The organism is Pseudomonas khavaziana (genome assembly GCF_019145205.1).
GTDB classification, from domain to species: Bacteria; Pseudomonadota; Gammaproteobacteria; order Pseudomonadales; family Pseudomonadaceae; genus Aquipseudomonas; species Aquipseudomonas khavaziana.
In genome coordinates, this window is record NZ_JAHSTT010000001.1 from 292,319 (window position 1) to 304,894 (window position 12,576).

Sequence of the window (12,576 nt, forward strand, 5' to 3'; positions counted from 1 at the left end):
CCAGTCCTGTAGGAGCGAGCTTGCTCGCGAAAAACCAGAGACACCGCGTTCATCCGGGATGGGCGCGTTATCGTTGGCGATCTTCGCGAGCAAGCTCGCTCCTACAGAAGGGCCGGTGGCGCTTAAGCTTTGGCGCGGTCCAGCAGGTACTGGGTCAGCAGCGGCACTGGGCGGCCAGTGGCGCCCTTGTCCTTGCCGCCGCTGGTCCAGGCCGTGCCGGCGATGTCCAGGTGCGCCCAGTTGAAGTTCTTGGCAAAACGCGACAGGAAGCAGGCCGCCGTGATGGTGCCGGCTTTCGGGCCACCAATGTTGGCGATGTCGGCGAACGGGCTGTCCAGCTGTTCCTGATACTCATCGAACAGCGGCAGTTGCCAGGCGCGATCATCGGCGGCCTTGCCGGCGCTGAGCAGTTGCTCGATCAGTTCGTCGTTGTTGCCCAGCAGGCCCGAGGTGTGGGAGCCCAGGGCAACGATGCAGGCACCGGTCAGGGTCGCGATGTCGATCACTGCTTGTGGCTTGAAGCGTTCGGCATAGGTCAGGGCATCGCACAGCACCAGGCGGCCTTCAGCGTCGGTGTTGAGGATTTCCACGGTCTGGCCGCTCATGGTCGTGACGATATCGCCAGGGCGGGCCGCGCCGCCGCTCGGCATGTTCTCGGCGCACGCCAGGATGCACACCAGGTTGACCGGCAGCTTGAGTTCCAGCACCGCACGCAGGGTGCCGAATACACTGGCGGCGCCGCCCATGTCGTACTTCATCTCGTCCATGCCGGCGCCCGGCTTGAGGCTGATGCCGCCGGTGTCGAAGGTAATGCCTTTACCCACCAGGGCATAAGGCTTTTCGGACTTCTTGGCGCCGTTGTATTGCATCACGATCAGGCGTGGCGGCTGGTCACTGCCCTGGCCCACGGCATAGAACGAGCCCATGCCCAGTTCCTTGATCTTCTTCTCGTCGAGGACTTCGACTTTCAGGCCCTTGAACTCCTTGCCCAGCGCCTTGGCCTGTTCGCCGAGGAAGGTCGGGTGGCAAATGTTCGGCGGCAGGTTGCCCAGGTCGCGGGTGAACGACATGCCCTTGGCAATCGCCTGGGCGTGGGTCACGGCGCGTTCGACTTCAGCCTGGGCCGCCTTGATGGTCAGCAGAGTGATTTTCTTCAGGGCGCGAGGTTCGGCCTTCTGGCTCTTGAACTGGTCGAAGGTATAGCCGCCGTCCACCAGGCTTTCGGCCAGCAGGCGGGTCTTGCCATAGCTGTCACGGCCCTTGATGACGATTTCGTCAAGTGCCAGTGCCGCATCGGTGCCACCCAGGCCCTTGAGGGTGCTGAGGATGCCGCTGACGATCTTGCGGAATGGACGGTCGCCCAGTTCGGCGTCCTTGCCCACGCCCACCAGCAAAACGCGATCAGCCTTGAGGTTCGGCAGGCTCTGCAACAGCAGGCTCTGGCCGACCTTGCCGGCCAGGTCGCCGCGCTTGAGCACGGCGCTGATCGCGCCACCGCTGAGTTCGTCCAGTTGCTTGGCGGCGACGCCGAGTTTGCGGCCTTCGCCGACAGCGACCACGAGGGTGGCGGTTTTCAACGTTTCGGGGCTAACGCTTTTTACAACCAATTCCATTTTCGGGTCCCTTATAAAGGTCGGTGAGCCTGGCGTTTGTACCCAGGCTTTAAAGCTTGGCGGCGTTGTAAGCCGCCCGCGACAAAGGCCGCAGTTTGAACCTCGCCGACGGAGCCTGACAACCCTTGGTGCGTGCTTTGTGCGTGCGCATGAGTAAGCTCCGTGACAGGCGCGAACAATCACAGGATAATGCCCCATCTTTTTAGCCGGCCCGCGCAAACGGGCTGACTCGGTATGCTTGCTTGTTTGGCCGCCTTAGCCTGACAACCCTGGAGTGTCTGGTTTGATCGTCTTCCGTTATCTATCCCGCGAAGTCCTGTTGACCCTGAGTGCCGTGAGTGCGGTATTGCTGGTCATCATCATGAGTGGTCGTTTCGTCAAGTTCCTGGCCCAGGCCGCCGCTGGCGCCCTGGACCCAGGCTCACTGTTCCTGATCATGGGCTACCGGATGCCCGGCATGCTGCAGCTGATCCTGCCGCTCGGGCTGTTTCTCGGCATACTGCTGGCCTATGGCCGGCTTTACCTTGAGAGTGAAATGACCGTGCTGTCGGCCACCGGCATGAGCCAGCAGCGCCTGCTGGCCATGACCATGGTGCCGGCCGCCGGCGTTGCCCTGGTGGTGGCCTGGTTGAGCATGAGCCTGGCGCCCCAGGGGGCCATGCAATTCCAGTTGCTGCTGAACAAGCAGGATGCGATGACTGAGTTCGACACCCTCGAGCCCGGCCGCTTCCAGGCGCTCAACGATGGCACGCGGGTGACCTATACCGAAACCATGACCGATGACCGTTCCAACCTCGGCGGCGTGTTCATCTCCCAGAAGAACCTCGGCCAGAACCAGAAGGACCGTGGCATTTCGATCCTGGTGGCCGACAGCGGGCGCCAGGAAATCCGCCCCGATGGCAACCGCTACCTGATCCTGGAAAATGGCTACCGCTACGACGGCAGCCCTGGCCTGGCGGATTATCGGGCGATCAAGTACGACACCTACGGCGTCATGCTGCCCAAGGCCGAGATCAGTGACGAGGTCACCGACCGCGACGCGCTGCCGACCTCATCGCTGTTCGGCAGCCCGGAATTGCGCTCCATCGCCGAGTTGCAATGGCGCCTGTCTCTGCCGCTGCTGGTGTTTATCGTGACCCTGATGGCCGTGCCGCTGTCGCGCGTCAATCCGCGCCAGGGGCGTTTCCTCAAGTTGCTGCCGGCGATCCTGCTGTACATGGCCTACCTGACCATCCTGATTTCTGCCCGTGGTTCCCTGGAGAAGGGCAAGTTGCCGCCGGCCCTGGGCCTGTGGTGGGTACACGGGGTTTTCCTGGTGATCGGCCTGGGGCTGCTCTACTGGGAACCTATCCGTTTGAAAATGAAGAGCCGTCGTGGCCTGAAGGAGTTGGCTCGTGGCTAAGCTTGATCGCTACATTGGTAGCAGCGTACTGATCGCCATCCTGGCGGTATTGGGCATCATCCTCGGCCTGGCCTTGCTGTTCGCCTTCATTGATGAAGTGGGCAACGTCACCGACACCTACACGGTCTCGGATGTACTGAGCTACGTGGCACTGACTGCGCCGCGTCGCCTCTACGACATGATGCCGATGGCCGCGCTGATTGGCTGTCTGATCGGCCTGGGCACCCTGGCCAGCAACAGCGAACTGACCATCATGCGCGCCGCTGGCGTTTCCATTGGTCGTATCGTCTGGGCGGTGATGAAGCCGATGCTGCTGCTGATGGCGTGCAGTGTGCTGATCGGCGAATACGTCGCGCCTCCGGCGGAAGCCACCGCCCAGGCCAATCGCGCCCTGGCCCAGGGATCGGGCGATGCGCAAAGCGCCAAGCACGGCCTGTGGCACCGCCAGGGTGACGAGTTCATCCACATCAACGCCGTGCAGCCAGGCGGCCTGCTGATCGGGGTGACCCGCTACACGTTCGATAAAGAGCGGCACATGCTGTCCTCCAGCTTTGCCAAGCGCGCGCAATACAGCGCCGAGCAATGGCAGTTGAGCGATGTCACCACCACTTATTTCCGTAATGTGGGCCAGGGCACCAAGTCCAGCACCGAAGTGATCAACATGCCGACCGAGCAATGGGATATCGCCCTGAAGCCGGAATTGCTCAATACGGTGGTCATGGTCCCGGAAGCCCTGCCGATCTCCGGTTTGTGGAGCTATATCCATTACCTCAAGGACCAGGGCCTGAACAACGGCCGCTACTGGCTGGCGTTCTGGGTCAAGGTGCTGCAGCCGGTGGTTACCGCCGCGCTGGTGTTGATGGCGATCTCCTTTATCTTCGGGCCGTTGCGCTCCGTGACCCTGGGCCAGCGGGTATTCACCGGCGTGCTGGTGGGCTTTACCTTCCGCATCGCCCAGGATTTGCTCGGGCCCTCGAGCCTGGTGTTCGGTTTCTCGCCGCTGTTTGCGGTGCTGGTGCCGACGGCCATCTGTACCCTGGCCGGGTTCTGGCTGCTGCGCCGGGCCGGTTGAAAGCCGAGCTCTCGAGATGCCACTCACTGTAGGAGCGAGCTTGCTCGCGAAAGTCTGCGAAACGCCGCGTTTATCCAGAATAAGCGCGTTATCGTTGGCGATTTTCGCGAGCAAGCTCGCTCCTACAGTCTTAAGCCCCATTAAAGTGGGGCTTTTTTGTATCGGTCACCAAAGATGACGCCTGGCCCGAGCATCAGGTACAATTCCCGGCTATTTTTCAGCGGGCAATCTGCCTGCAGCCTTTTTGAGTGTTGATCCGTGAGTGATTTGAGTCATATCCGCAATTTCTCCATCATCGCCCACATTGACCATGGCAAGTCGACGCTGGCCGATCGGTTTATCCAGATGTGCGGCGGCCTTGCCGAGCGTGAAATGGAAGCCCAGGTCCTGGACTCCATGGATCTTGAGCGCGAGCGCGGCATCACCATCAAGGCCCACAGCGTGACGCTGTACTACACCGCCAAAGACGGTATCAAGTACCAGCTGAACTTCATTGACACCCCAGGCCACGTCGACTTCACCTATGAAGTCAGCCGCTCCCTGGCAGCCTGCGAAGGTGCATTGCTGGTAGTGGACGCGGGTCAGGGCGTTGAAGCCCAGTCCGTGGCCAACTGCTACACAGCCATCGAGCAGGGCCTGGAGGTCATGCCGGTACTGAACAAGATCGACCTGCCTCAGGCCGATCCTGACCGCGTCAAGGAAGAAATCGAGAAAATCATCGGTATTGACGCCACCGACGCCGTCGAGTGCAGCGCCAAGACCGGCCTGGGCGTCGACGAAGTGCTTGAGCGCCTGGTCAAGACCATTCCCGCGCCAACCGGCAACTACGAAGATCCGCTGCAAGCGTTGATCATCGATTCCTGGTTCGACAATTACCTGGGGGTTGTCTCCCTGGTACGCGTGCGTCATGGCCGGGTGAAGAAGGGCGACAAGATCCTGGTCAAGTCCACCGGCAAGATCCACCTGGTGGACAGCGTCGGTGTATTCAACCCAAAGCACACCGCCACCACTGATCTGAAAGCCGGTGAAGTAGGCTTCATCATCGCGGGTATCAAGGACATCCACGGTGCGCCGGTGGGTGACACCCTGACTTTGAGCTCTACCCCCGACGTCGCCATGCTGCCGGGCTTCAAGCGTATCCAGCCGCAGGTCTACGCCGGCCTGTTCCCGGTCAGCTCCGACGACTTCGAAGACTTCCGTGAAGCCCTGCAGAAGCTGACCCTCAACGACTCGTCGTTGCAGTACACCCCGGAAAGCTCCGATGCCCTGGGCTTCGGCTTCCGCTGCGGGTTCCTGGGCATGCTGCACATGGAAATCATCCAGGAGCGCCTCGAGCGCGAATACGACCTGGACCTGATCACCACGGCACCGACCGTTATTTTTGAGCTGGCGCTGAAAACCGGTGAAACGATTTACGTCGACAACCCGTCCAAACTCCCAGACCTGTCTTCCATCGAAGACATGCGCGAACCGATCGTGCGCGCCAATATTCTTGTGCCACAGGAACACCTGGGCAACGTGATTACCTTGTGTATCGAAAAGCGTGGCGTACAGCACGACATGCTGTTCCTCGGTACCCAGGTGCAAGTGACCTACGACTTGCCGATGAACGAAGTGGTCCTGGACTTCTTCGACCGACTCAAATCCACCAGTCGCGGCTATGCTTCGCTGGATTACCATTTCGACCGTTACCAATCGGCTAATCTGGTGAAACTGGATGTGTTGATCAACGGCGACAAGGTCGATGCCCTGGCACTGATCGTGCACAAGGACAACGCGCACTACAAAGGTCGCCAGTTGACCGAGAAGATGAAAGAACTGATTCCGCGCCAGATGTTCGACGTCGCGATCCAGGCCGCCATTGGCGGGCAGATCATTGCACGGACCTCCGTCAAGGCTCTCAGAAAGAACGTACTGGCCAAATGCTATGGCGGTGACGTAAGCCGTAAGCGCAAGCTGCTTGAGAAGCAAAAGGCCGGTAAAAAACGCATGAAGCAAGTGGGCAACGTGGAAATTCCACAAGAAGCCTTCCTTGCGGTGCTCAGGTTGGATAGTTAGGTCCTATGTCACTAAATTTCCCGCTGTTGCTGGTCATCGCCGTTGCCGTCTGTGGTTTCCTGGCGTTGCTCGATCTGGTGTTCTTCGCCCCGCGTCGTCGGGCAGCCATCGCTTCCTATCAGGGCAGCGTCAGCCAGCCCGATGCGGTGGTGGTCGAGAAGCTCAACAAAGAGCCCTTGCTGGTTGAATACGGCAAGTCGTTCTTCCCGGTGTTGTTCATCGTGCTGGTGCTGCGCTCGTTCCTTGTGGAGCCGTTCCAGATCCCTTCGGGGTCGATGAAACCGACCCTGGACGTGGGTGACTTCATCCTGGTCAACAAGTTTTCCTACGGAATTCGCCTGCCGGTGATCGACAAGAAAGTCATCCCGGTCGGCGACCCGCAGCGCGGCGATGTGATGGTGTTCCGCTACCCAAGCGACCCGAACGTCAACTACATCAAGCGTGTCGTCGGCCTGCCAGGCGACGTGGTGCGCTACACCAGCGACAAGCGCCTGTTGATCAACGGTGAGTCGGTGGCCGAGAAGCTGCTGGGCGCCGAGCCGAATACCCTGGGCAGCGCCGAGCTGTACCAGGAAAAACTCGGTACGGTAGAGCATGAAATCCGCAAGGAAATGAGCCGCTACCGCGCGATGCCCGATGGCGAGTGGAAAGTGCCTGCCGGGCACTACTTCATGATGGGCGACAACCGCGACAACTCCAACGACAGCCGTTACTGGGACGATCCCAATATTCCCAAGGACCTGCTGGGCATGGTGCCCGACGAGAATATCGTCGGCAAAGCCTTCGCGGTCTGGATGAGTTGGCCGGAACCCAAGCTCAGCCACCTGCCGAACTTCTCGCGGGTCGGGCTGATCAAGTAATACAGGCGGCGCTGTGAACACAGCGCCGAATGCTTTTCTGGGGCTTGGACAATTAACCGTCCGGCCTCATGCAGCACCAATCAGGATGTGAATTTGAACATTGCGTCAATCGTCGATGGCCGCCGGTGCCACCAACTAGATATGGGTAAACCGTGACCGTTTCTCTAAGCCGTCTCGAGCGCCAGCTCGGCTACACCTTCAAGGACCAGGAATTGATGGTCCTTGCCCTCACACACCGCAGCTTTGCAGGGCGCAATAACGAGCGCCTGGAATTCCTCGGTGATGCCATCCTCAATTTCGCCGCCGGTGAGGCGCTGTTCGAGCGTTTTCCGCAAGCGCGCGAAGGCCAGCTTTCGCGCCTGCGGGCACGCCTTGTGAAAGGCGAGACCCTGGCCGTGCTGGCCCGGGGTTTCGGCCTGGGCGAGTACCTGCGGCTGGGCTCCGGTGAGTTGAAAAGCGGCGGTTTCCGTCGCGAGTCGATTCTGGCCGATGCCCTGGAAGCATTGATCGGTGCGATCTACCTCGATGCAGGAATGGAGACGGCCAAGGAGCGCGTAGTCGCCTGGCTGGCTTCGGAAATCGAAAGCCTGACGCTGGTCGACACCAACAAAGATCCCAAGACCCGCCTGCAGGAATACCTGCAGTCGCGAGGTTGCGAATTGCCACGCTACGAAGTGGTGGATATCCAGGGTGAGCCTCATTGCCGCGTGTTCTTCGTGGAATGTGAAGTCACCTTATTGAACGAAAAAAGCCGAGGTCAGGGTGTGAGCCGTCGTATTGCCGAACAGGTAGCGGCCGCTGCAGCACTGATTGCCCTGGGCGTGGAGAATGGCCATGACTGATTCAACCGCAACACGCTGTGGCTATGTTGCCATCGTCGGCCGCCCGAACGTGGGCAAGTCCACGCTGCTCAACCACATCCTCGGCCAGAAGCTCGCGATCACCTCGCGAAAGCCCCAGACCACCCGCCACAACATGCTGGGCATCAAGACCGAAGGCAACGTGCAAGCGGTCTACGTCGACACCCCGGGCATGCACAAAGGCGGCGAGAAAGCCCTGAACCGCTACATGAACAAGACCGCTTCGGCCGCGTTGAAAGACGTCGACGTGGTGATCTTTGTGGTCGACCGCACCAAGTGGACCGACGAAGACCAGATGGTCCTCGAGCGCGTGCAGTACGTCACCGGCCCGTTGATCGTCGCGTTGAACAAGACCGACCGCATCGAAGACAAAGCCGAGTTGATGCCGCACCTGAGCTGGCTGCAGGAGCAACTGCCGAACGCCCAGATCATGCCGATCTCGGCCCAGCATGGCCACAACCTCGAAGCCCTGGAGCGCGTGATCGCCGGTTACCTGCCGGAGAACGAGCACTTCTTCCCGGAAGACCAGATCACCGACCGCAGCAGCCGCTTCCTTGCCGCCGAACTGGTGCGCGAGAAAATCATGCGCCAGATGGGCGCCGAGCTGCCGTACCAGATCACCGTGGAAATCGAAGAGTTCAAGCAGCAGGGCAAGACCCTGCATATCCATGCGCTGATCCTCGTCGAACGTGACGGCCAGAAGAAAATCATCATTGGCGACAAGGGTGAGCGTATCAAGCGCATCGGTACCGAAGCGCGCAAGGATATGGAATTGCTGTTTGACTCCAAGATCATGCTAAACCTGTGGGTGAAGGTTAAGGGCGGCTGGTCCGATGACGAGCGTGCACTGCGCTCCCTGGGCTATGGCGACCTGTAAGGTCTCGAATGCACCACAGGGCTGAAAAATGTGGGAGGGGGCTTGCTCCTGATGGCGGTGGGTCAGTTAACCATTAAGTGACTGACACACCGCCATCGGGGGGCAAGCCCCCTCCCACATTGGGTTTGTGTCGTTTTCAAAAATGCATTCCAACAGTGAGCATCCATGTCCAAAACCCCGCCTCCCAGCCAACTCGCCTACGTGCTGCACAGCCGCGCCTATCGTGAGACCAGCGCTTTGGTGGACTTCCTCACGCCTCAAGGCCGCTTGCGTGCGGTATTGCGCAGTGCGCGGGGTAAGGCGGGTACCTTGGCGCGGCCGTTCGTGGCCCTGGATGTGGAGTTTCGCGGCAAGGGCGAGCTGAAGAACGTCGGCCGCCTGGAGAGCGTCGGCACCTCTGCCTGGCTCAACGGCGATGCACTGTTCAGCGGCCTTTACCTCAATGAACTGCTGATTCGCCTGTTGCCCGCCGAAGACCCGCACCCGGCGGTCTTCGATCACTACGCCGCCACGTTGCTGGCCCTGGCCGAAGGCCGGCCCCTGGAGCCGTTGCTGCGCGCCTTCGAATGGCGCCTGCTCGACGACCTTGGCTACGGCTTTGAATTGAGCAACGACCTGCATGGCGAGCCCATCGCCGCCGATGGCATGTATCGCCTGCAAGTGGACGCTGGCCTGGAGCGTGTGTTCCTGCTGCAACCGGGCCTGTTCCAGGGCTTCGAGCTGCTGGCCATGAGCGAAGCGGATTGGACCGCGCCGGGTGCCTTGTCCGCCGCCAAGCGTTTGATGCGCCAGGCCCTGGCCGTGCATCTGGGCGGGCGGCCGCTGGTCAGTCGCGAGTTGTTTCGAAAGCCCTGACATCCCCGTGTATGCTGTGCACCGATTCTTTCCCTTTTCAGGAGCGCTTCCGTGACCACCAGCAATCGCATTCTTCTTGGCGTCAACATCGACCACGTCGCCACCCTGCGCCAGGCCCGGGGCACCCGTTACCCTGACCCGGTCAAGGCCGCGCTGGACGCCGAAGAAGCGGGTGCTGACGGCATCACCGTGCACCTGCGCGAAGATCGCCGCCACATCCAGGAGCGTGATGTGCTGCTGCTCAAGGACGTGCTGCAAACGCGCATGAACTTCGAAATGGGCGTTACCGAAGAAATGATGGTGTTTGCCGAACGCATCCGCCCGGCGCATATCTGCCTGGTACCGGAAACCCGCCAGGAACTGACCACCGAGGGCGGCCTTGATGTCGCAGGTCAAGAAGCGCGGATCAAGGCCGCGGTGGAGCGCTTGTCGAAGATCGGCAGTGAAGTGTCCTTGTTTATCGACGCCGACGAACGCCAGATCCAAGCCTCGCGCCGTGTCGGTGCCCCGGCCATCGAACTGCACACCGGCCGTTACGCCGATGCCACCACCCCGACCGAAGTGGCCGATGAGCTGCAACGCATCATCGACGGCGTGAACTGCGGGCTCAACGAAGGCTTGATCGTCAACGCCGGCCACGGCCTGCACTACCACAACGTCGAAGCGGTGGCCGCGATCAAGGGCATCAACGAGCTGAACATCGGCCATGCGCTGGTGGCGCATGCGTTGTTCGTTGGTTTCAAAGGCGCGGTTGCCGAGATGAAGGCGCTGATCCTGGCGGCTGCCAAGCACTAAAAAACAATGAAGATCCAAGGTGGGAGGGGGCTTGCCCCCGATAGCGAAGTGTCAGCCAATAAGTTTTTGTCTGATACACCGCTATCGGGAGCAAGCACCCTCCCACATGCGAACCCTTACTGTTTAGCGCCCGCGGGTGTATCGTATCTGCCCTTTGCAGGCCCTGTGCCTGCGGCAGATACGTGAGGTTGTTGTGTCCCAATCGTTTTCCCGTCGACAGATCCTCGGTGGCCTTGCCGGCCTGGCAGTAGTCGGTGTGGGTGCTGGTGGCGCCTACCGCTACTGGCTGGGCAAGGTTGCCGATGCCAACGCAGGAAGCGATTACCAACTGATTGCCGCGCCCCTGGATGTGGAGCTGGTGCCGGGGCACAAGACCGAGGCTTGGGCATTCGGCCCTTCGGCGCCTGGCACCGAGCTGCGCGTGCGCCAAGGCGAGTGGCTGCGGGTACGCTTCATTAACCACCTGCCGGTTGCCACCACCATTCACTGGCATGGCATCCGCCTGCCGCTGGAAATGGACGGCGTGCCCTACATCTCGCAGTTGCCGGTACTGCCTGGCGAATACTTCGACTACCAATTCCGTGTGCCCGACGCCGGCAGCTACTGGTATCACCCCCATGTGAACAGCAGCGAAGAACTCGGCCGTGGCCTGGTCGGCCCGCTGATCATCGAAGAGCGCGAGCCCACCGGTTTCAACTACGAGCGCACCCTCAGCCTGAAAAGCTGGCATGTGGATGAAGAGGGCGCCTTCGTCGCCTTCAGCATCCCCCGTGAAGCAGCGCGTGGCGGTACGGCGGGGCGCTTGTCGACAATCAACGGGGTGTCCCAGGCGGTCGTCGATCTCCCCGCCGGGCAGATTACCCGGGTGCGCCTGCTCAACCTCGACAACACCCTGACCTATCGTCTTAACATCCCCGGCGTCGAAGCACAGATCTACGCGCTGGATGGCAACCCCATCGAGCCGCGCCCGTTGGGCAAGGAATACTGGCTGGGCCCGGGCATGCGTATCTGCCTGGCGATCAAGGCACCGCCGGCGGGTGAAGAATTGTCGATCCGCAACGGCCCGGTGCGCCTTGGCACCTTCCGTTCGGTCGCCAATACCGACGCGCCCACCCAATGGCCTCCGGCATTACCGGCTAATCCGATTGCCGAGCCGGACCTGGCCAATGCGGAGAAACTCAACTTCAATTTCGAATGGGTCGGTTCGGTGTCGGTCAACGTCGACAACGGCAAGCCGCCAAGCCTGTGGCAGATCAACGGCCAGGCCTGGGACATCACCGACAAGACCTGCGCCGACCGCCCGATTGCCAAGCTTGAGAAGGGCAAGAGCTACATCTTCGAATTGAAGAACATGACTCAGTACCAGCACCCGATCCACTTGCACGGCATGAGCTTCAAGGTGATCGCTTCGAACCGCCACAAGGTGATTCCGTATTTCACCGACACCTACCTGCTGGGCAAGAACGAACGCGCCCGTGTGGCGTTGGTGGCGGATAACCCGGGGGTGTGGATGTTCCATTGCCATGTGATCGACCATATGGAAACCGGCCTGATGGCCGCCATCGAGGTGGTGTGATGCGCCAGATTCGCCCCGCGGCGATTATCGATCGCAGCCGCGACCAGGATTTCATGCGCGAAGCCCTGGCCCTCGCTGCCCAAGGAGCGGCGTTGGGCGAAGTTCCGGTAGGTGCGGTGCTGGTGCAGGACGGTGAAATCATCGGGCGCGGCTTCAATTGCCCGATCAGCGGCAACGACCCCAGCGCCCATGCCGAAATGGTCGCGATCCGCGCTGCCGCCCAGGCGATCAGTAACTATCGCCTGGTGGGCAGCACGCTGTATGTGACCCTGGAGCCGTGCAGCATGTGCGCCGGGTTGATCGTGCATTCGCGCATCGCAAGGGTGGTGTACGGCGCACTGGAGCCCAAGGCCGGGATCGTGCAGAGTCAGGGGCAGTTTTTTACCCAGGGCTTTCTCAACCATAAAGTGCTGTTTGAAGGCGGCGTGCTGGCCGAGGAGTGCGGCATGGTGTTGAGTGAGTTCTTCAAGGCTCGCCGAGCTAAACCACCACTCTAAAGAACACTGAGAACAAAATGTGGGAGGGGGCTTGCTCCCGATAGCTGTGTATCAGCCATAAGTGTGGTGGCTGACACTCTGCTATCGGAAGCAAGCCCCCTCCCACATTTG

The 12,576-nt window shown here is 60.8% G+C and carries 11 protein-coding genes; 10 read left to right on the forward strand and 1 reads right to left on the reverse strand.

Annotation, left to right across the window (positions count from 1 at the left end):
* Positions 1-122: 122 nt before the first annotated feature.
* Entirely contained in the window at positions 123-1,613 is a 1,491-nt protein-coding gene (locus KVH01_RS01275; RefSeq protein ID WP_217880181.1) for a leucyl aminopeptidase, read from the reverse strand.
* 283 nt (positions 1,614-1,896) lie between these two features.
* Here KVH01_RS01275 and lptF point away from each other — a divergent pair, with 283 nt between their 5' ends.
* The 10 genes from lptF to tadA all read left to right on the forward strand — a co-directional run bounded on the left by lptF (position 1,897) and on the right by tadA (position 12,465).
* Positions 1,897-3,015, forward strand: coding sequence for an LPS export ABC transporter permease LptF (gene lptF, locus KVH01_RS01280; protein WP_124376473.1), 1,119 nt, complete (start codon positions 1,897-1,899; stop codon positions 3,013-3,015).
* Complete coding sequence (gene lptG, locus KVH01_RS01285) at positions 3,008-4,087, forward strand: LPS export ABC transporter permease LptG (RefSeq protein ID WP_217880182.1); 1,080 nt, start codon at positions 3,008-3,010, stop codon at positions 4,085-4,087. The genes lptF and lptG overlap by 8 nt, the downstream gene beginning before the upstream one ends.
* A 258-nt stretch (positions 4,088-4,345) precedes the next feature.
* The gene (gene lepA, locus KVH01_RS01290; protein WP_043048666.1) at positions 4,346-6,145 is read left to right on the forward strand and encodes a translation elongation factor 4; all 1,800 of its coding nucleotides are present in this window, start codon (positions 4,346-4,348) and stop codon (positions 6,143-6,145) included.
* A 5-nt stretch (positions 6,146-6,150) separates the two neighbouring features.
* Entirely contained in the window at positions 6,151-7,005 is an 855-nt protein-coding gene (gene lepB / locus KVH01_RS01295) for a signal peptidase I (protein WP_046071088.1), read from the forward strand.
* Between the two features lie 152 nt (positions 7,006-7,157).
* Complete coding sequence (gene rnc / locus KVH01_RS01300; protein WP_043048668.1) at positions 7,158-7,847, forward strand: ribonuclease III; 690 nt, start codon at positions 7,158-7,160, stop codon at positions 7,845-7,847.
* The gene (gene era / locus KVH01_RS01305; RefSeq protein WP_029297473.1) at positions 7,840-8,742 is read left to right on the forward strand and encodes a GTPase Era; all 903 of its coding nucleotides are present in this window, start codon (positions 7,840-7,842) and stop codon (positions 8,740-8,742) included. Before rnc ends, era begins: the two co-directional genes overlap by 8 nt.
* A 165-nt stretch (positions 8,743-8,907) precedes the next feature.
* Positions 8,908-9,597: a DNA repair protein RecO gene (gene recO / locus KVH01_RS01310; RefSeq protein WP_217880183.1), complete on the forward strand. Its 690-nt coding sequence runs from the start codon at positions 8,908-8,910 to the stop codon at positions 9,595-9,597.
* A gap of 51 nt (positions 9,598-9,648) precedes the next feature.
* Positions 9,649-10,392: a pyridoxine 5'-phosphate synthase gene (pdxJ, locus tag KVH01_RS01315; RefSeq protein WP_198720067.1), complete on the forward strand. Its 744-nt coding sequence runs from the start codon at positions 9,649-9,651 to the stop codon at positions 10,390-10,392.
* A 193-nt stretch (positions 10,393-10,585) separates the two neighbouring features.
* Positions 10,586-11,968, forward strand: coding sequence for a multicopper oxidase family protein (locus KVH01_RS01320; RefSeq protein ID WP_217880184.1), 1,383 nt, complete (start codon positions 10,586-10,588; stop codon positions 11,966-11,968).
* Positions 11,968-12,465, forward strand: a complete 498-nt coding sequence (tadA, locus tag KVH01_RS01325) for a tRNA adenosine(34) deaminase TadA (RefSeq protein ID WP_217880185.1) — start codon at positions 11,968-11,970, stop codon at positions 12,463-12,465. The genes KVH01_RS01320 and tadA overlap by 1 nt, the downstream gene beginning before the upstream one ends.
* Positions 12,466-12,576: the final 111 nt, after the last annotated feature.

Coding starts and splice junctions, on each gene's coding strand:
- KVH01_RS01275 (WP_217880181.1), bottom strand. CDS start 1,613: ATGGAATTGGTTGTAAAAAGCGTTAGCCCCGAAACGTTGAAAACCGCC.
- lepB (WP_046071088.1), top strand. CDS start 6,151: ATGTCACTAAATTTCCCGCTGTTGCTGGTCATCGCCGTTGCCGTCTGT.
- era (WP_029297473.1), top strand. CDS start 7,840: ATGACTGATTCAACCGCAACACGCTGTGGCTATGTTGCCATCGTCGGC.
- recO (WP_217880183.1), top strand. CDS start 8,908: ATGTCCAAAACCCCGCCTCCCAGCCAACTCGCCTACGTGCTGCACAGC.
- tadA (WP_217880185.1), top strand. CDS start 11,968: ATGCGCCAGATTCGCCCCGCGGCGATTATCGATCGCAGCCGCGACCAG.